Annotated in this window: 17 protein-coding genes and 6 pseudogenes; 12 read left to right on the top strand and 11 right to left on the bottom strand. The window is 60.4% G+C overall.

What is annotated here, in order from left to right; genetic code table 11:
• The first annotated feature begins 386 nt into the window (after window positions 1–386).
• From HAP48_RS26700 to HAP48_RS26680, 5 genes are all read left to right on the top strand, one after another.
• Entirely contained in the window at window positions 387–962 is a 576-nt protein-coding gene (locus HAP48_RS26700) for an HlyD family secretion protein (protein ID WP_029084856.1), read from the top strand.
• 28 nt (window positions 963–990) lie between these two features.
• Complete coding sequence (locus HAP48_RS26695) at window positions 991–1,509, top strand: HlyD family secretion protein (RefSeq protein WP_029084857.1); 519 nt, start codon at window positions 991–993, stop codon at window positions 1,507–1,509.
• Window positions 1,510–1,771: 262 nt separating this feature from the next.
• Window positions 1,772–2,467, top strand: a complete 696-nt coding sequence (locus HAP48_RS26690) for a glycosyltransferase family protein (RefSeq protein WP_234622328.1) — start codon at window positions 1,772–1,774, stop codon at window positions 2,465–2,467.
• A gap of 225 nt (window positions 2,468–2,692) precedes the next feature.
• On the top strand, window positions 2,693–3,202 hold the full coding sequence (locus HAP48_RS26685; protein ID WP_063619001.1) for a hypothetical protein: 510 nt from the start codon (window positions 2,693–2,695) through the stop codon (window positions 3,200–3,202).
• Window positions 3,203–3,559: 357 nt separating this feature from the next.
• Window positions 3,560–4,066, top strand: a complete 507-nt coding sequence (locus HAP48_RS26680; protein WP_166208718.1) for an avidin/streptavidin family protein — start codon at window positions 3,560–3,562, stop codon at window positions 4,064–4,066.
• A 273-nt stretch (window positions 4,067–4,339) separates the two neighbouring features.
• On the opposite strand, the pseudogene HAP48_RS26675 reads toward HAP48_RS26680, so the two are convergent.
• From HAP48_RS26675 to HAP48_RS26665, 3 genes and pseudogenes are all read right to left on the bottom strand, one after another.
• Window positions 4,340–4,492, bottom strand: a pseudogene (locus HAP48_RS26675) (IS66 family transposase); the annotation flags it as partial.
• A gap of 146 nt (window positions 4,493–4,638) precedes the next feature.
• A protein-coding gene (locus tag HAP48_RS26670) for an IS3-like element ISRj2 family transposase (RefSeq protein WP_166206328.1) occupies window positions 4,639–5,768 on the bottom strand; the annotation gives its coding sequence in 2 pieces (ribosomal slippage) (window positions 4,639–5,516 and window positions 5,516–5,768; 1,131 coding nt in all).
• 82 nt (window positions 5,769–5,850) lie between these two features.
• A pseudogene (locus tag HAP48_RS26665) lies at window positions 5,851–6,210 on the bottom strand (IS66 family transposase zinc-finger binding domain-containing protein); the annotation flags it as partial.
• A 30-nt stretch (window positions 6,211–6,240) separates the two neighbouring features.
• Between HAP48_RS26665 and HAP48_RS26660 the strand changes: the two are divergent.
• From HAP48_RS26660 to HAP48_RS26645, 4 genes are all read left to right on the top strand, one after another.
• A complete protein-coding gene (locus HAP48_RS26660; RefSeq protein WP_224497162.1) occupies window positions 6,241–6,393 on the top strand; it encodes a hypothetical protein in 153 nt (50 codons plus the stop codon).
• A gap of 497 nt (window positions 6,394–6,890) precedes the next feature.
• Window positions 6,891–7,103, top strand: a complete 213-nt coding sequence (locus tag HAP48_RS26655) for a hypothetical protein (RefSeq protein ID WP_029084861.1) — start codon at window positions 6,891–6,893, stop codon at window positions 7,101–7,103.
• 269 nt (window positions 7,104–7,372) lie between these two features.
• A complete protein-coding gene (locus HAP48_RS26650; protein ID WP_029084862.1) occupies window positions 7,373–7,750 on the top strand; it encodes a hypothetical protein in 378 nt (125 codons plus the stop codon).
• Between the two features lie 523 nt (window positions 7,751–8,273).
• A complete protein-coding gene (locus HAP48_RS26645) occupies window positions 8,274–8,591 on the top strand; it encodes a hypothetical protein (protein ID WP_224496607.1) in 318 nt (105 codons plus the stop codon).
• A gap of 710 nt (window positions 8,592–9,301) precedes the next feature.
• Here HAP48_RS26645 and HAP48_RS26640 read toward each other — a convergent pair.
• Window positions 9,302–9,492, bottom strand: a pseudogene (locus HAP48_RS26640) (IS3 family transposase); the annotation flags it as partial.
• A gap of 253 nt (window positions 9,493–9,745) precedes the next feature.
• Between HAP48_RS26640 and tnpA (HAP48_RS50160) the strand changes: the two are divergent.
• Genes tnpA (HAP48_RS50160) through tnpC (HAP48_RS26625) form a run of 3 tightly spaced genes read left to right on the top strand, consistent with a single transcriptional unit; the run spans window position 9,746 to window position 12,191 of the window.
• Window positions 9,746–10,147, top strand: a complete 402-nt coding sequence (gene tnpA / locus HAP48_RS50160; protein ID WP_166205105.1) for an IS66-like element accessory protein TnpA — start codon at window positions 9,746–9,748, stop codon at window positions 10,145–10,147.
• Entirely contained in the window at window positions 10,144–10,491 is a 348-nt protein-coding gene (tnpB, locus tag HAP48_RS26630) for an IS66 family insertion sequence element accessory protein TnpB (RefSeq protein WP_165124204.1), read from the top strand. The genes tnpA (HAP48_RS50160) and tnpB (HAP48_RS26630) overlap by 4 nt, the downstream gene beginning before the upstream one ends.
• A 47-nt stretch (window positions 10,492–10,538) precedes the next feature.
• Window positions 10,539–12,191: an IS66 family transposase gene (gene tnpC / locus HAP48_RS26625; protein ID WP_166207527.1), complete on the top strand. Its 1,653-nt coding sequence runs from the start codon at window positions 10,539–10,541 to the stop codon at window positions 12,189–12,191.
• Window positions 12,192–12,469: 278 nt separating this feature from the next.
• Here tnpC (HAP48_RS26625) and HAP48_RS26620 read toward each other — a convergent pair.
• From HAP48_RS26620 to HAP48_RS26590, 7 genes and pseudogenes are all read right to left on the bottom strand, one after another.
• Window positions 12,470–12,805, bottom strand: a pseudogene (locus tag HAP48_RS26620) (IS66 family transposase); the annotation flags it as partial.
• A gap of 79 nt (window positions 12,806–12,884) precedes the next feature.
• Window positions 12,885–14,537 (bottom strand): IS66 family transposase, encoded by a 1,653-nt coding sequence (gene tnpC, locus HAP48_RS26615; protein ID WP_166207527.1) that lies wholly within the window; start codon window positions 14,535–14,537, stop codon window positions 12,885–12,887.
• A 47-nt stretch (window positions 14,538–14,584) separates the two neighbouring features.
• Window positions 14,585–14,932, bottom strand: coding sequence for an IS66 family insertion sequence element accessory protein TnpB (gene tnpB, locus HAP48_RS26610; RefSeq protein WP_165124204.1), 348 nt, complete (start codon window positions 14,930–14,932; stop codon window positions 14,585–14,587).
• The gene (gene tnpA, locus HAP48_RS50155; protein ID WP_166205105.1) at window positions 14,929–15,330 is read right to left on the bottom strand and encodes an IS66-like element accessory protein TnpA; all 402 of its coding nucleotides are present in this window, start codon (window positions 15,328–15,330) and stop codon (window positions 14,929–14,931) included. The genes tnpB (HAP48_RS26610) and tnpA (HAP48_RS50155) overlap by 4 nt, the downstream gene beginning before the upstream one ends.
• Before the next feature lie 79 nt (window positions 15,331–15,409).
• A pseudogene (gene tnpC / locus HAP48_RS26600) lies at window positions 15,410–16,060 on the bottom strand (IS66 family transposase); the annotation flags it as partial.
• Window positions 16,061–16,113: 53 nt separating this feature from the next.
• The gene (ltrA, locus tag HAP48_RS26595; protein ID WP_338028955.1) at window positions 16,114–17,178 is read right to left on the bottom strand and encodes a group II intron reverse transcriptase/maturase; all 1,065 of its coding nucleotides are present in this window, start codon (window positions 17,176–17,178) and stop codon (window positions 16,114–16,116) included.
• A 668-nt stretch (window positions 17,179–17,846) separates the two neighbouring features.
• Window positions 17,847–18,353, bottom strand: a pseudogene (locus tag HAP48_RS26590) (transposase domain-containing protein); the annotation flags it as partial.
• Between the last annotated feature and the right edge of the window lie 122 nt (window positions 18,354–18,475).

Raw genomic sequence — 18,475 nt, 5'->3', positions numbered from 1 at the left:
GAGCGCACAGGTGCGCAGGTCCAATATCTTTGGCGCTGCTGGAACTGCAAGAACGAATTTGTCACCCTCGCCAGTTCTGATGAGACGGATCCTCCGGCCGTTGAGATCACGAAACTGTTCTTTACCAGCCTGCTAGTCTGATAGATGGCGCCCGAACGGGTCGAGCTTGTAAAACTATCGTTCGATGCAATGCGGCCGCTTCATTGCCGATGTCAAAATCGGTTCGAGTGGCACCCGGCGTTCCAACCCGAAACAAGCAGCAGAGGATGGTTTGGCAGAGGCCTAAAGAAAAACGAGTCTCCGTAGCGCCCTCTTGAGAACGCTAGCGTAGCAAATGCCGCTCAGTGGAGCCACCTTCCCATTGGTAATGAACTTGCAAGTCGCCTATGAGACTCGTACGCGTCGTCGTCGGTTTCGCCCTGCTGACTGTGGGACTATACGTTGTTATCGGCGAGCACTTTGCTGGGACATCGGCGGATGCTACGCTCAATGCTAGGCTCAACATCGTTCGTGCCCCGATCGAAGGAAGGGTGACGCTCGCCATAAAAAACATGGGCGCGCGCGTTAGCCCCGGCGGGCTTATAGCTGAAATATACGACCAGCGTTTCGATACCGCCAGGCTTCTTGAGCTTGATCGCGATCGCGAAGACCAACGGATCGAGCTCAAGCGCCTTGCTGGCCAGCCCCGAATTGCCGAAACGAAAGCAACTCAAGACGCTGCGGCTGCGCGCCTCCGTCAGGCGGATGCAGAGTTCCAGCGCGCGAACGAACTAAACACGCGTGGCGTACAGACAGCGGCCAATCTGGATCGCGCTCGCGCAACTTACGACGTCGCCCAGCAAGAACTCGAGAGTGCGCGGCAGCGAGTAAATTACTCGGAGACCGAACTCGCGTCCGCTCGCGAACGTCTTCATCGGGGAGTCCTACAATGCTGCTCCCTCCTCGACCCAACGTATCCGTGAACTCGAGCAACGGCTGGCCGAGCTGACTGTGGACAAAGAGCAGCTGAAGGCGCGCATCGCCCAGCTCGACCGGCAGATCGACGCCGAGCGTCTTCGTGTCAATAGTTTGACCTTCGCCACGCTCAGTGCCGGCATCTCGGGCCTAGTCTGGGACATACTGGTAGGCGACGGCCAATACGCGCGGCGTGGCCAGGATCTTGTCAAGATCGTCGACTGCAATACGCTGATCGTCGCCGCCGGCGTCGCCGAGTCTCTGTACGACAGTCTTTCCGTGGGGGCGGCGGTCCAGTTTCGGTTGTTTGGGGATGATCGGATTTTCGATGGAACCATAACCCGCCTCGGCGGATCCGGTGCAAGCTCGCTGTACGCCAACCTTGCTGTGGGTCCAAGTGCGCAGCATCTCCAGCGCTTTGACGTCACCGTGACTGTTCCCGACCTCGCGGCAGAGCCAGATCTCAGCTGCGCGATCGGGCGTACTGGTCGCGTCATCTTCACGGGCGGTCCCATCGCACAATTTCGCCGGTTTATTACGCGGTACGGACTCTGATGCTTCTGCTGTCTCCACTCCTTGCTGCCTTCGCAGGCGCCGCTTTGGTAATCGGGCTCCGCCTTACTGTCCTCCCTTTGCTCAATCCGATGAAATGGTATTGGCGCGCACTTCTCCTTGGGGCGGCCGCCATACTCTCGTGGCGCTATGTGATCTGGCGCATCACCGAAACTCTGGCGCCGCTCGACTGGACTGCGGATGCGCTCTTCAGTTGGGGATTCGCCATGCTCGAAGCTCTATCGGTTGGATTCCGATACAAAGCGTGACCAAGGACTTCCTGCTCACGCTCAAGCTCGCGGAAAACGGCTGGCAAACCGTGTACCTTAACGAGCCGCTGACTGAAGGCTTGGCTCCCGAGGGATTGCAAGAGTATATCGTCCAGCGTGGCCGGTGGTGCCTCGGCCTAATGCAGATTGTCCGCAACTCATACAGCCCATTTGGCTTGCACCGCCTCGGGCTGATGCATCGAATCGGCATCATCGACTCACTACTCTATTGGCTCACCACCTTTCCCTTCCGGCTTGCCAGCCTGATTTGCCCACTGTTGTACTGGTGGTGCGGGATCACGATCGTGAACGCGTCGCTGGTCGACATTATCAAATTTTACGTGCCGTATTACCTGGTGGTCCTGGTATCTTTGAACTGGCTGTCGAAAGGACTGTTTGTCCCGCTTCTCAACGACACGGCTCAGCTGATGGCGGCCTGGCCGATCAGTCGGGCTGCTGCTCTGGGGCTGCTGACCAGGGGATCGCATAACTTCTCGGTGACGGCCAAGGGTGGCAACCGCGCCAAAGTCGTTATTCAATGGACGTTGATGCGACCATTCCTAATCCTGCTCGGATTGACAATCGGCGGCCTAATCGTGTCGCTTAACTCCGATTTCGTCTTCAATACGTCGGGCGACGGCGGCCTACCGCAAAGAAGCCGATCGCACTCCAAACAGCCATTTTCATCATGACCCTCGCCGTTTGCGTTGAGCTGGTTCGATATGCCGCCGTTAGTTCAGTATCAGCAAAACCGCACCGCGAGGCTCCTACAAGCTCTGTAGGCATTCCCAAATCAAACGCCGCTCAGCATGCTGCTGGATGTCTTGCGCCCTTAGTCAACTATTGAGCTTGGTTATTGATCGAGAGGATGTAGCTATGGTACGCGTGCCCGATGAACGATCGCGGAGTCGTTTCGCATGAAGAACGTCTTGCTCGGCACGGTAGCCCTGATCGCGTTGACCGCTCCTGCCGCCTCCGCAGATCTAGCCGCGCGGCCTTACGCCAAAGCTTCTCCGATAGTGATTCCGATCTTTGATTGGACCGGCTTCTACATCGGCATCAATGGCGGCGGTAGCACCGCGCATCAGTGCTGGGACGTAGCCAACGCCGCCGGCTTGGTCTTCGCTCCACCTCGTGGCATGGGTTGCCACAATGCAACCGGTGGCACGTTCGGTGGCCAAATCGGCTACGGCCGGCAAATAGCCAACTCGGTGTTTGACCTGGAGGCGCAGGGTAACTGGCCCAATCTCAGCGGCTCCAACTCCAATCTCGCTTTCGTCGGCGTCCAGGATGGCACCAAGATCGATGCCTTCGGCCTGTTCACGGGCCAGGTTGGCTACACTTGGAATAACATGCTGCTCTATGTGAAAGTGGCGCTCCGGTCGTCCGCGACAAGTACCGGGTCTTCGATTTCACAACGGGGATGAACGTCGATAACGGCAGCGAGCCCCGGTGGGGCGGCGCCGTAGGCACGGGCCTTGAATTCGACTTCGCTCGGAACTGGTCAATTGGCGTTGAGTACGATCACTTGTTCACGGCTCATCGGGATGCGGACTTCTTCTTTTCAACCGGGCTTGTGGGCGGTCCAGCAGGCGCTTTTGCAGGGACCGCGCGTATTGGTCAGGACTTTGATATCGGTTTGATCCGCGTGAACTACCGCTGGGGTGGCGCTGGGGGCTGTGAGATATTGAGTCCCAGCGAGAGCGCGTATTGGACCATCGGCGCAGCCCTACCATACGACGACGGCCAGAAGGCTGTGGAGTTACCAGTAAATGGAGTCTACAATGCGTCTAGCAAATTGGAAATTAATCGAGTGGATCGCGTCTGCCTGCCTCGGGTTGATACTGGCGACAGCGGCAGAGGCGCAACCCATTTGGACATGGAGCAACCAGTACGGCTCAACCCTGGCGGTCAGCAGCTACGACCGGAGCACCGGCGCGATTTCCGGCACCTATACGAACAACGCAACCAATAGCTGCGACGAAGGCGTGCCTCAGGCGATGACAGGCTGGCTCGTCCAGAACCACAACGGAACGGCGATAAGCTTTGCTGTCAACTTCGAAGGTTGCAGCTCAACCACTGTTTGGACAGGACAGGTTAATGCGGCATCGGGATTTCAAGGGCTTTGGTTGCTTTCACTCGCCGAGGCGGTGGCATGGAATGGCATCAGCGCAGGCGCCGACACTTTCACGTTCGGTAGCGGCGACAAGTCAAAATTGGTGTCTGCTGATGCTCCTGCGGCGAAAGGCGACGCGGGAGAGAAGCTCTCAAATACGAAGAAGCGCAAATGATGGCCAGCTTGCCAAGTCGACGTAGGCGAGCGGCCACTATTTGCGGCTCGAGCCAAGCAGTCTCGCGCACGTGCATAGGCCCGCGCGTGAGACTTTCTTCATCTATGATGGTACTGGCGCTCGTCCATCAATTCCGGGCGCTCGGCTTGGAGGGGCCCACACTACGGTTCTATCGGCTCGCTTGCCTCCGTCTGATCGCATTTCAGAATACGCCATCTCCCTCCCGCCGCGCCTGATGCTGACATTGGCGCGCGCCAGCGCGTCTGCCAGTCAATATAGCGGCGTGCCGTCGACGTACTTGTTGGCGAGCACGAGCGCCAGCGTTGAAGGCGTGGCGACGCTGCCGGGCAAGGGCTGCGCCGGCATCGGCACAGTCACCATCGGGCTATTCAGTGCGGTCCGCTCGCAGTGGCGGCGCGCATACTTAGAGCTGGCGCCGGTTGTTTGGACAGCGCCCCGCGGGATTTAAGTGGATTCCTGCCGGGTTATGCTGAACGCGGGGCCTTACGATTTTGTCGTTGCGTCGGGAGGGCGTAGCCCGACCAGAGCGACGACAAAATCGTCGGCGACGGTCATGCGGCGATCACCATAGCTTGCGTGCCGAAGTAAGCCTCGTCGGGCGTGCGCCCGTCAAGGCTCGAGTGAGGGCGTCCCTGATTGTAGAAGGCCAGATACTTGGCAATTGACGCTCGCGCCTCGGACACGCTGTCGTAGGCGCGGAGATAAACTTCTTCGTATTTGACCGTGCGCCAGAGCCGCTCGACAAACACGTTGTCGCGCCAGGCGCCCTTGCCGTCCATGCTGATGGCGATCTTCGCGTCCAGCAGCACATCGGTGAACTCGAGGCTGGTGAACTGGCTGCCCTGGTCCGTGTTGAAAATCTCGGGCCTGCCGTGCTTCGCCAACGCCTCCTGGACCGCTTCGACGCAGAAGGCCGCCTCCATTGTGATCGAGACGCGATGGGCCAGGACCCGTCGGCTGAACACATCGACGACCGCCGCGAGATAGACGAAGCCACGCCGCATCGGAATGTAGGTGATGTCCATTGCCCACGCCTGGTCGGGCCGCTCGATCTTCAATCCGCGCAACAGGTACGGGTAGATCTTGTGACCCGGTGCCGGCTTACTCGTGTTCGGGCGACGATAGACCGCCTCGATCCCCATGCGCTTCATCAGCGTCGCGATGTGGCGGCGACCGGCGTATACGCCCTCCCGCCGCAGCAACGATCGCTGCATACGCGCTCCCGCGAAGGGATAATCGAGATGCAGCTCATCGAGCCGACGCATCAAGGCAAGGTCCTCGGCCGAAACTGGCCGAGGTTCATAGTAGACCGTGCTGCGAGCCAGCTTCAGGACCTTCGCCTGGCGCACGATAGAAAGATCATGACCGCGGTCGATCATCGCTTTGCGCTCAGCAGGCCCGCCTTGGTGAGCGCGCCGGACAAAAAATCGTTTTCCAACGCCAGCTCGCCGATCTTGGCATGTAACGCCTTCAAATCGACCGGCGTCTCGGCCGACGCCTTGTCATGCCCAAACACGCCGGCGGCGCCTTCCAGGAGCTGGTTTTTCCAGATCGTGATCTGGTTCGGATGAACATCAAACAGTTGCGCCAGCTCCGCCAGCGTCTTGTCGCCTTTGACCGCAGCCAAAGCAACCTTCGCCTTGAATGCCGGAGAATGCATCCGGCGGCTCTTCTTCGTCATCTTCGCTCCTGATTCGCGGCAAGAATCCTCGCCGCTGTCAGGCAGAAAATCCACTCAAGCTACTGTCCGAATTTGCGGAGCCAGCTCTCTTGAACCGCACATGCCGCAGCACCGTCGCCTTCACCTCGATGCGCAGCTGCTCGGCGACGTTCTCGCCCATCCGATGCATCCGGCTCCGGCAGCACGGACAGGCCTTTTGGTCCTCGGGCAGGTCATGTTCGATGCGCTGGCGCGGCAGATCGGCCGGCAGCGGCTTGCGGTCGCGCTTCTTCGGCTCGGGCTTCTCGCCCTCAGGCAACCCTGTATCCGGAATCCCCGCCGGCTAACATCGCCGTCTTCCGCGCCGTCCTTAGCGGCGGTCTGCTCGGCTTCATTGACGATACGGTCCTTGAGCTTCGCTCCTAGGCGCGTAGCGCTGCAACCGCTCCAGACGCAACCGCTCCACAGGCGATGGCTTCGGGAGCGCGGCAACATGGACGGTTGGATAGTGACCGTCGCCGTCTTCAAGGAAGGCGCCGACGATGAGGAATTCAAGCACATAACTTACGCGGTTGCAGTGGCCGACCCGTCAGAAGCGGCGAGGATGACCATATTGCAAACTGCGGCGCAAAGCCCGCAATGCTAAACTGCCCTCTCGCAGAGGAGAAGTTGCGAAGGCTCGGCTTGGAGCCCGGCGCTGATAGCCATACACGATGACGCGATCGACCCGCATCACGCGACCCCGGCGCCACTAAGCGCTGCACGTTTCATCTCGTTCGGCCGCGTCCGGTTCATGACATTGCAGTCCGCAAGCCGCCACATCGTTCCGGTAGCTAGGGTGCACGAGGTGTGAAAGCGCTCTGTTTTGCAGGCGTGACCGTTTTGCCATGCATGGCTTGGTCGCTTGTTGATTGACCTCGTGAGGGCCAAGCCCTCATACCGCAACTTCGCGCGGGCGGTCGTCAGCAGCCGCCCGCGCTTTTTCATAGTGCTGGGTGCTCTTCCTCCTCTCTCTCTTGCATGGTGACTTGTCTGGCACGCGAGTTGCTTGCCGCATCGCGAAGCTCTAAGTGACTAGGCCTCCGCCAAAACGAAAGGTCACTTCGTGGGCCAGCGTTCACGAACGCTTAGGAGGCTGTTGAAATGGACAGGCTCAAATTCATACCAGCCTTCGAGGCTGCTATTCGTTCTGCCGATCCTAACAAGCTCGCCGCACTTCGCGAGACCATCCGCGAGCGCGGAGGCCCTGACGAGTTCGCGATGACGAGTACAGAACTCATGCGCATACCTCCGCTTACGCTCTTTAGGCTGCTTACGATCATTTGCGACGCGGCCGATGAGGAGAAGCGTTCATGAGTATGAATCCAGCAGCCGCTCGAAGTTATAGTATTCTCGAAGTTATAGTATTCTCATCGCAGACGCGGCCGTACCTGTCGTTAATGCGGCTTGCACAGCATTGCGGCTGTACGTCCGGACCGACAGACAAGGCACAAGTGATCGGACCAGAAACGAAGGCGGAGAAATCAGCCAAAATGAAAGGCCGGCGCAATGGCCAGCCCCATTAATCTTCGATGGCTTGATGCGCTCAACGGAATTACGCAGTAATGACTTCGAAGTCAGCCGGCATGCCACCGCTCATCAACATTGTCGCCTCGACGCATCTTAGCATTCTGGCCACCATCAACATCACTGCTCGACCATCAGAGACCTTAGATGAGTGTCGGAGGATTGGTGAGTTAGCGATCAAGGCCGCAACCGTGAAGCCCGGCTATTCCGCGTCCTATGTCTGCCACGACACTACCCTACAACGAGGCTTATCGGGCGTATTAGGCGTCGTTGCCTACGTGCAGCAGGAGGATAGTAAAATAACGATCCTTGAGGGCTACATGGCGACGATGTCAGACTGCAAGGTTGCCGGTATGGCAGCAGCCGCGAGCCGAGTTGTTCCCGGCGCTAGGTCTTGGGCTTGGGCTTGCTATGAGCTCGGTAGCTTTGGACAATGACCCAATCTCGGACGGCGCTAGTATTCCATAATCCTTGCGAGGGTTCACAACTGTGGCGCACCCAGAGCTATCTGCAGGCCCTCATTCCCGCCCCATTGCAAGTACCTAATTTGAGTTTGTGAGTGGCCTGTTTTGGATTAAGCAAACAGAAACCAAGGCTTAGCCGATGTTCCCAGTATTGGACGTTCTGTCCCATCAATTTCCATTAGGACGCCATCCGTTCTGCTGGTTGGCAGCCGTCATTAACCTTTGCCAATATGTTTTCTTTTGACCAGCAAGTCGGCGACCGGACATGCGAGCCTTGCCCAATCACCGCACCATCAACGGCAATAATCGGTGACCGAGAGTATCGTGCTCCCGCCTGAGTTAAGGCGCGCAACCATGGCCTACCATTTCGGGCGACTATGCCCGGCATGTCTAACCGCAATGTTGCTGGCACGCATCACGCCCGGCCGCTGGGGTCTTCAAATCCGCACCTATGAATGCCCGGTGTGCGACGACATCCACCAGGTTGTCGGCGATCTTGCTGACCCGTCTGAATGCTGACGTCGCGTACCTGCCGTGGACCGATTTCAAGGGGCGTGACAATCATCTCTTGCGCGACGAGACCATGTTTGATGAACAACGGGGCAATGGGAGCCGAGGCGTCCAAGTTGAAGGCGTCTTGTCCTACTTCGTCACCAGGAACTTCAGCGTCGGCGTCGGTGGCCGCTACTGGGCGATGGGGACCAACAGGCGAAGCAACCCTTTGTGCAGCGGCTGCGGTGAACCGACCGTACTTGCGAAGTACAGCATGGAACGCTGGGGTACGTTCTTTCAGGCGTCCTATAAGTTCGATTGAAAAAACACACCAAAATCGGTCATAAGCCTATAGGTTCCACGATGCAGGTTTCATGGAATCGATCGTCTGGAAGGAAGGATAGCTTCGCCAGGTTTGATTTCCGTCACCTGGAGATTCTTGTAGTTGACCAGCGCAGCGTTCTCTGAGCCGAATCGCGGTCAACCCCACCTTTTGCCAGTCGCGAGGATTCTAAGCGCGACTGCGAGGAAGCAGAGCTAAAGCCATGTCTTCTTTAGAAGCAATCAGCCGCTGGCTGGAATTACAAGACTTAGACACGCAACTTGAGGTCGCTGCATACGTGACACTCTTGATTTATCTTTAGGAAGAGTGACGTTCTCACGCTTGGCGGGCCGGAGGGCTCGACACCCTTCAGCGTTGGTTGACCGAACCAGAGTTGGATCCAAGGGCCGCCGCAGGTCGTGCTCTCACCTTCCGGCTCGCCTTCGACTACTTTGCCGAGGGCAAAATCAGAGGGGTTGGATGGAAACGGACCGAAGAACTAGAGCGAAAGAATCTGGAACAAGCTAAGCGCGACGGAAAGCTTGCGGCTGCGCGCAAGGCACAAAGAAAGCTTCAACTGTTGCCAACCCGAAAAGAGCACTGGTATCGTGTTGCGAGATCCTGGAATGGATTGGCGGCTACTTATCTTACACGCGAGGCTCTCGCTGTCGGATCTTTGCCGAGATGCACCTGAAGGTCATTTCAAATAGTCACTGTCTTCTACTGGCGAATCCCACCTTGCGCTCGAACTCAACCTGGCTGAGGTAGCCGATGGTCGAGTGCCTGCGGGTCGAGTTGTAAAATCGTTCGATGTAGTCGAACACATCGGCGCGTGCCTCGTCTCTGGTACGGTAGATCTTGTGGCGGTGCGTTCGGTCTTGAGCGAGAAGAAGCTCTCCAACAACGGCCGTCGATAAGGAAGGACGCAGCGCGATCAATCGGTCGCTGGTCGCGTCCTACCTGCACAGTGATGGTTTCGCTTCCCTGGCGCGACCGCTCACGAGATCATGGTCGCACTGGGCCATCTGACTCTCGCCGAAGCCGAGCACTACACATCCCCAAACCGGCAGAAGAGGGTATCCCTCCATTGAGGGCCGCCTTGTTTGACGGACGCGAGCGCTGCAGGTCCTAGGGGTAATCCTAGGAGAAGCGCTATGACGATTTCGCGGGCAGAGGTGATCACATCGGTCGAGCGGCGGCGTCGGTGGTCACAGGATGAGAAGGAACGGCTAGTTGCAGCATCGTTCGAGCCCGGAGCCACTGTTTCCGAGGTGGCTCGCATGGCCGGCCTTCATGTGAGCCAGCTGTTCAGGTGGCGCAAAGAGCTTTGCAAGCACGGTGAAACGAGTGTAGCGCCGTTGGTGCCGGTCGAGATTGGGCCGTCTGTGCCGCCGCGGGATGTGGCCGAAGCGCCATTGACGACGGCGCCGGCGCGTCGACGGAGGAGCCAGGGCATCATCGAGATTGATCTCGGTAGCGGACACCGCATCCGGGTCGACGGTGACGTTGATGGAGACGCGCTGCGGCGAGTTCTCGATGCCCTGGTGCGCCGATGATCCCGGTTCCGACAGGCGCGCGAGTGTGGCTCGCGACAGGCTACACGGATATGCGCAGAGGCTTTCCGTCGTTGGCACTCCAAGTGCAGGAGGTGTTGCGCAAAGACCCGCTCAGCGGTCATCTGTTCGTCTTCCGCGGTCGCCGCAGCGATCTTGTGAAGATGATCTGGCACGATGGCCAGGGAGCATGCTTGTTTACCAAAAGACTCGAGAGAGGAAGGTTCATCTGGCCATCGGTTGCCGGTGAATCGGTAACGATCTCTCCGGCGCAATTGAGCTATCTGTTGTCCGGGATCGATTGGCGCAACCCTCAAGAAACCCAGCGTCCGACGCGGGTCGGTTAGTCGTTTTGCAGGTTTGAATCTGCTGCTTGATCTGATTCAATGGCTTCGTGATATCAAAGCCGGACGATCTTCCATCGGACCTTGTCAGTGCCCTGGCGGCGCTGCAGGCCGAGCGTGAGGCGCGGCTGCGAGCTGAGGCGATGGCTGCCAGCGCGCAGGCGGAGCTGTCGAACAACGAGGCGCTGGTCGCGCATCTCGAGCTGCGGATCGAGAAGCTCAAACGCGAACTGTACGGGCAGCGCTCCGAGCGCACGGCGCGGCTGCTCGAGCAGTTGGAACTGGAGCTCGAAGACCTCGTCGCCACGGCGAGCGAGGATGAGCTTGCGGCGCAGGCCGCAGCGGCGAAGACGCAGAACGTCCGCCCCTTCACGCGCAAGCGGCCGGTGCGCAAGCCTTGGCCGGACGACATCGAACACGAGCGCGTCGTCATTGACGCTCCGACGAGCTGCGCCTGCTGCGGCGGATCGCGGCTGGCGAAGGTCGGCGAGGATGTGACCAAGACGCTGGAGGAGATCCCGCGTCGCTTCAAGGTCATCGAGACAGTGCGCGAGAAGTTCACCTGCCGCGATTGCGAGAAGATCAGCCAGCCGCCTGCGCCGTTCCATGCCACGCCGCGCGGCTTCATCGGCCCACAATTGCTGGCGACGATCCTGTTCGACAAGTTCGGCATGCATATCCCGCTCAACCGCCAGAGTGCGCGCTTTAAGGCCGAGAGGATCGATTTGCCGCTGTCGACGCTGGCCGACCAGGTCGGCCACGGGACCTTCGCCGTCATGCCACTCTTCCACTTGATCGAACGCCATGTGCTCGCTGCTGAGCGCCTTCATGGCGATGACACCACCATCCGTATCCTGGCGAAGGGCAAGTGCACGACCGGGCGGATCTGGACTTATGTGCGGGATGACCGGCCCTTTGCCGGGCCTGCGCCGCCGGCGGCGGTCTATTACGCCTCGAGCGACCGACGAGGCGAGCATCCGCAGAAGCATCTGGCCGCCTTCGCCGGCATCCTGCAAGCCGATTGCTACAACGGCTTCGAGCCGCTGTTCGACCCGCAGAAGAAGGTGCTGCCGATTACGCCGGCGTTTTGCTTCGCCCATGCGCGGCGGGGCTTCTTCGAGCTGGCTGACATCGAGAAGAATGCCCGGGAAGGCAAGAGAGGTAAACCGGTCTCTCCGATCGCGCTGGAGGCGGTCAGGCGCCTGGATGTGTTGTTCGAGATCGAGCGCGCCATTAACGGCTGCGGCGCCGAAGAGCGGCGCGCCGTGCGCCAGGAAAAGAGCAAGCCGCTCCTCGGGGACATGCACGCCTGGTTGCTGCGTGAGCGCGAAACCCTCTCTCGCTCCTCCGAGGTCCTGAAGCCTATGAATTACATGCTCAGGCGCTGGGACGACTTCGCCCGCTTCCTCGACGATGGCAGGATCTGCTTGACCAACAATTGTGCTGAGCGCGCATTGAGAGGCATCGCCTTGGGAAGGCGCAACTGGACCTTCGCCGGCAGCCAGCGTGGTGCCGACCGTGCCGCCATCATGCTGACGATGATCACGACCTGTCGTCTCAACGACGTCGATCCGAAAGCCTGGCTCGCCGACGTCCTCGCCCGTATCGCCGATCTTCCCGCATCGCGTCTGCACGAATTGCTGCCCTGGGAATGGAAGCTCCTGCGCCAAGCCGACAAGCCCGCCGATCAGCAGGCCGCCTGACCTTCACGCAAACGCCATCATAGAGCTCGCCGTACCCGCGCGCATGCGTCCATCACGCGGTCCTCGTCGTATGCGTACAGAAGAGGTTTCGGGAATTCTGTTCGCCTTGTGATATTCGAGCTTTAAGATTGCTTGGCGACCGCCGCGTAAGCGATCAGATACTCTACCTGCTGAATTAGCGTAAGCGGCAAAGAAACCCCGTCTGGCGGAGTGGTAAGCGATCGGCTATCGGCTGCTGAGTTTGTGAGCCGATGTGAGCTTCTATGTAAGCGCTGTTTTCAGGCCACAGCTTTGAGGTCGTGACGGCAATAGGCCCACGGCAGCAGGTGATCGATCTCGTTATTCGGATGACCGTTGACGATCCTGGTGAGCGCGTCGGTCAAGTAGGCAAGCGGATCGACATCGTTCAGCTTACAGGTTTCGACCAGGGAGGCGATGATAGCCCAGTGCTCGGCACCACCGTCGGAGCCTGCGAACAGCGCATTTTTCCGGTTGAGCGTGATCGGACGGATCGAGCGCTCTACGGCGTTGTTGTCGAGCTCGATACGGCCATCATCGATAAAGCGCGTCAGGCCCTCCCAGCGTGAGAGCGCATAGCGGATGGCGTCGGCCAGCGTACGCATACGACGAGGACCGCGTGATGGACGCATGCGCGCGGGTACGGCGAGCTCTATGATGGCGTTTGCGTGAAGGTCAGGCGGCCTGCTGATCGGCGGGCTTGTCGGCTTGGCGCAGGAGCTTCCATTCCCAGGGCAGCAATTCGTGCAGACGCGATGCGGGAAGATCGGCGATACGGGCGAGGACGTCGGCGAGCCAGGCTTTCGGATCGACGTCGTTGAGACGACAGGTCGTGATCATCGTCAGCATGATGGCGGCACGGTCGGCACCACGCTGGCTGCCGGCGAAGGTCCAGTTGCGCCTTCCCAAGGCGATGCCTCTCAATGCGCGCTCAGCACAATTGTTGGTCAAGCAGATCCTGCCATCGTCGAGGAAGCGGGCGAAGTCGTCCCAGCGCCTGAGCATGTAATTCATAGGCTTCAGGACCTCGGAGGAGCGAGAGAGGGTTTCGCGCTCACGCAGCAACCAGGCGTGCATGTCCCCGAGGAGCGGCTTGCTCTTTTCCTGGCGCACGGCGCGCCGCTCTTCGGCGCCGCAGCCGTTAATGGCGCGCTCGATCTCGAACAACACATCCAGGCGCCTGACCGCCTCCAGCGCGATCGGAGAGACCGGTTTACCTCTCTTGCCTTCCCGGGCATTCTTCTCGATGTCAGCCAGCTCGAAGAAGCCCCGCCGCGCATGGGCGAAGCAAAACGCCGGCGTAATCGGCAGCACCTTCTTCTGCGGGTCGAACAGCGGCTCGAAGCCGTTGTAGCAATCGGCTTGCAGGATGCCGGCGAAGGCGGCCAGATGCTTCTGCGGATGCTCGCCTCGTCGGTCGCTCGAGGCGTAATAGACCGCCGCCGGCGGCGCAGGCCCGGCAAAGGGCCGGTCATCCCGCACATAAGTCCAGATCCGCCCGGTCGTGCACTTGCCCTTCGCCAGGATACGGATGGTGGTGTCATCGCCATGAAGGCGCTCAGCAGCGAGCACATGGCGTTCGATCAAGTGGAAGAGTGGCATGACGGCGAAGGTCCCGTGGCCGACCTGGTCGGCCAGCGTCGACAGCGGCAAATCGATCCTCTCGGCCTTAAAGCGCGCACTCTGGCGGTTGAGCGGGATATGCATGCCGAACTTGTCGAACAGGATCGTCGCCAGCAATTGTGGGCCGATGAAGCCGCGCGGCGTGGCATGGAACGGCGCAGGCGGCTGGCTGATCTTCTCGCAATCGCGGCAGGTGAACTTCTCGCGCACTGTCTCGATGACCTTGAAGCGACGCGGGATCTCCTCCAGCGTCTTGGTCACATCCTCGCCGACCTTCGCCAGCCGCGATCCGCCGCAGCAGGCGCAGCTCGTCGGAGCGTCAATGACGACGCGCTCGTGTTCGATGTCGTCCGGCCAAGGCTTGCGCACCGGCCGCTTGCGCGTGAAGGGGCGGACGTTCTGCGTCTTCGCCGCTGCGGCCTGCGCCGCAAGCTCATCCTCGCTCGCCGTGGCGACGAGGTCTTCGAGCTCCAGTTCCAACTGCTCGAGCAGCCGCGCCGTGCGCTCGGAGCGCTGCCCGTACAGTTCGCGTTTGAGCTTCTCGATCCGCAGCTCGAGATGCGCGACCAGCGCCTCGTTGTTCGACAGCTCCGCCTGCGCGCTGGCAGCCATCGCCTCAGCTCGCAGCCGCGCCTCACGCTCGGCCTGCAGCGCCGCCAGGGCACTGACAAGGTCCGATGGAAGATCGTCCGGCTTTGATATCACGAAGCCATTGAATCAGATCAAGCAGCAGATTCAAACCTGCAAAACGACTAACCGACCCGCGTCGGACGCTGGGTTTCTTGAGGGTTGCGCCAATCGATCCCGGACAACAGATAGCTCAATTGCGCCGGAGAGATCGTTACCGATTCACCGGCAACCGATGGCCAGATGAACCTTCCTCTCTCGAGTCTTTTGGTAAACAAGCATGCTCCCTGGCCATCGTGCCAGATCATCTTCACAAGATCGCTGCGGCGACCGCGGAAGACGAACAGATGACCGCTGAGCGGGTCTTTGCGCAACACCTCCTGCACTTGGAGTGCCAACGACGGAAAGCCTCTGCGCATATCCGTGTAGCCTGTCGCGAGCCACACTCGCGCGCCTGTCGGAACCGGGATCATCGGCGCACCAGGGCATCGAGAACTCGCCGCAGCGCGTCTCCATCAACGTCACCGTCGACCCGGATGCGGTGTCCGCTACCGAGATCAATCTCGATGATGCCCTGGCTCCTCCGTCGACGCGCCGGCGCCGTCGTCAATGGCGCTTCGGCCACATCCCGCGGCGGCACAGACGGCCCAATCTCGACCGGCACCAACGGCGCTACACTCGTTTCACCGTGCTTGCAAAGCTCTTTGCGCCACCTGAACAGCTGGCTCACATGAAGGCCGGCCATGCGAGCCACCTCGGAAACAGTGGCTCCGGGCTCGAACGATGCTGCAACTAGCCGTTCCTTCTCATCCTGTGACCACCGACGCCGCCGCTCGACCGATGTGATCACCTCTGCCCGCGAAATCGTCATAGCGCTTCTCCTAGGATTACCCCTAGGACCTGCAGCGCTCGCGTCCGTCAAACAAGGCGGCCCTCAATGGAGGGATACCGGCCAGCTTGCCCTTTTGGCTGATCAACGCGAGCTTTGCGCGGAGCCACTGCTCGAAGGCTTCCGCCAGCGGTCGGCTTTTCTGTTGCCGAACGAGACAGCGCTCCTCGGCGCTACGGCCACGGATGTCCTTCTCGATGGCATAGAACTCGGCGATATGCTTGAGCGCCTCGCCCGCAATGGGCGCGGGACCGGGGGCGGCGAGTTCGTAGAAGTTACGCCGCATGTGGGACCAGCAGAATGCAAGCTGAACGTCGCCACGCTCGGCCAGCTTGCCATAGCCAGCATAGCCATCGACCTGCAGGATCCCCTTGAAGCCTGCCAGATGCGCGATTGGTCGGTCGGCTTTGCGATCGGGAGCATAGACATAGGCGACGCCCGGCGGATCGGCGCCGCCCCATGGCTGGTCGTCCGCTGCATAGGCCCAGAGCTGACCGGTCTTGGTGCGCCCTCGGCCGGGATCGAGCACCGGCATCGTCGTCTCGTCGGCGAACAGCTTTGGCCGTCGCCTGAGCTTGCCGAGGAGGCGCTCATGCAACGGACGCAGGTGGAAGGCTGCTTGTCCCACCCAGTCCGCCAGCGTCGAACGATCGAGCTCAATGCCCTGGCGGGCGTAAATCTGAGCCTGCCGATAGAGCGGCAAGCGAGTCGCGCGGGGGAATCTCACCCCCGCGCGCTCCCAGAACCGTACGTGAACCTCTCGGCTCATACGGCTCCCAGCGTTCGGCCTCGGCCATAGAGAAGCGGCCAATGAGCGAAGAGTTCGGGCTGAGCCCGGACCAACCGCGCCAGCCACGCCCGAGCGTCACGGGGACGCTGACGAAAGCGCTTGAACTTGCGAGCCGCCCATCTGAGGACATGCGCATCTATCCGACGCATCGTCGAATAGAGAGCAGATTTGTAGAAGTGGCTGTAGTAGCCGATCCAACCCCGGATGCAGGGATTGAACATCCGAGCGAGATCGTGCAGCACTTTGTCGCTGCGCCGCTGAAGGCCCCAATTACGCAACGTACGCCGGATATCCTTCAGCGCCGTCGGACTTGCTGCCGGCAAGAACGAGACCCCATAGAGGCCGCCCCGCCATTTCGCCAGCCTCGGACGGAACGTGTATCCGAGGAAGTCGAAGCTGATACATCCGTATTCGCCTTTTCGGTTGGTATCCTTGCAGTAGACCAGTTTGGTCTTCTGCGGATGGAGGACCAGACCGCAGGCGGCGAACCGTTCATCAACAGCACGCCACAACCTCAGCGCTTCACGTTCAGTCTGGCAGTGACAGATGATGTCATCAGCATATCGTTCGAACAATATGCCAGGCATCTCCCGCTCTATCCAGATGTCGAACGCGTAGTGCAGGAACAGGTTTGCGAGTAGCGGCGAGATGACACCGCCCTGTGGCGTTCCCCGTTCCCTCGCGACAAGCTTGCCATTGTCGAGCATCGCGGGCGCCTTCAGCCAGCGTTCGATATAGAGCCGAACCCAGGCGCAATCCGTGTGCTTGCACACAGCCCTGAGGAGCAGCTCGTGATCGATGCTGTCGAAAAAGCCCTTGATATCGATGTCGAGCACCCAATCGGAGCGCCAGCACCGCTGACGCGCCACCCGGATAGCATCGACTGCCGAGCGCTTGGGGCGATAGCCGTAGGAGTCGGCGTGGAAAATAGGTTCCAGCGACGGCTCCAGTCGGCGTCGAACAACCTCTTGCGCAATACGGTCGGCGACGGTGGGGATTCCCAACGGCCGCGTTCCACCATTCGCCTTCGGGATGTCCACCCGGCGCACCGGTCTCAAATTCTTCGATCGACTGCCCGTCAACTCCAGCCGCTCCTTGGTTGGCCTTCACTCTCTTGAAGGCTTCCCATACCTCCCGCTTCGGGATGGCGAACGGCTTTGCCCGCGTCATACGGCTCCTCCCGTCACCGGTTGGCCGCAGCCGAGAGCTGAACGCCACGGCCCCTTCGGTCCGGCGCCATTACGGCGCCTTCATCCCTACTACGAACCGTTCTGCCCCTGTGTCCCGCATCGGTACGCTGGATCTCGCAGGGTTCGCCCGCTCGACCGTCTTCCTTAGCATCGGAACGACAGGTTCTCCTGTTCCACGTAAGAGCCTGATCCAAGTTCACGCCGCCTTCGAGCCGGACGCCGCACAGGCCGGTCTTCAGGACTCCGCCTGCACTAATCCCCGGGCGACCACCAGCTCGGGTTTTGACGTCGACAATATGCTTTCGGCAGTTCATCGGCGGTTTGCTTTCGCTCGTCTCCTTGGATCTCACCTGACGGGTCGAAGCCCGCCTTTTCCGCGACGCTCACTACCATCGCTCTTTACGACAGCAGCTCGCGGCGGTTTGAAGCCAACGCCTGATCGTCGGCTCCGAGGGGCCCGCCCTCATCTCTCACGCAGCTTCCACACCTCCTTTCGTTGGTGTGTTCCAGGACACACGGTGATCGGCATATTTGGACACCAGAACCTGGGCGATGGTTGCTTCGGTCGGCAGTCCGCCCTCGATCAACCGGGCCGGGGCCGGCGCCTGCATGACACCGTCCTCGCAAGCGCGGCAGGCGTATTTGGGACGCCGGGTAACGAGGATCCGGAACTGCGCCGGGACCAGGTCCAGCCGCTCGCTTCTATCCTCGCCGATCCGATGTAACTCGCCCTGGCAGCAGGGACAGGTCTTGTCCTCGATGTCGACGACGACTTCGATCCGCGGCAGGTGCGCCGGCAAGGCGCCACGGTTGACGCGGCGCCTACCGGCTTGCACCTCACGGCCTTCAGGTGCGCTGACGTCCTGCGCCGTCTCGCCGTACGCTGCCACCTGCTCGACGTCTTCTAGGCCCAGCAGCATCTGATCTTCAGGCAGCGTCTCTGCCCGCCGGCCAAACCGATGCCGCTGCAATTCCTTGATGATCTGACGCAGCCGTTCGCTCTCGCACCGCTCCGCAAGCAGCATCGCTTTCAGCGTCTCGGGATCGTCAGGCAGGGCGTCGCTCACACCCAATTCAGAGCATATTCGCCGCCAACTGGCGACGCGTCCGACGCTCCTGATTCACTTCGCCGCAGCACCGCCAACAA

Origin of the sequence: Bradyrhizobium septentrionale, assembly GCF_011516645.4 — a bacterium.
Lineage (GTDB): Bacteria > Pseudomonadota > Alphaproteobacteria > Rhizobiales > Xanthobacteraceae > Bradyrhizobium > Bradyrhizobium septentrionale.
Note: the sequence above shows the minus strand (reverse complement) of the source record. Positions and strands in the feature narration are given on the sequence as shown.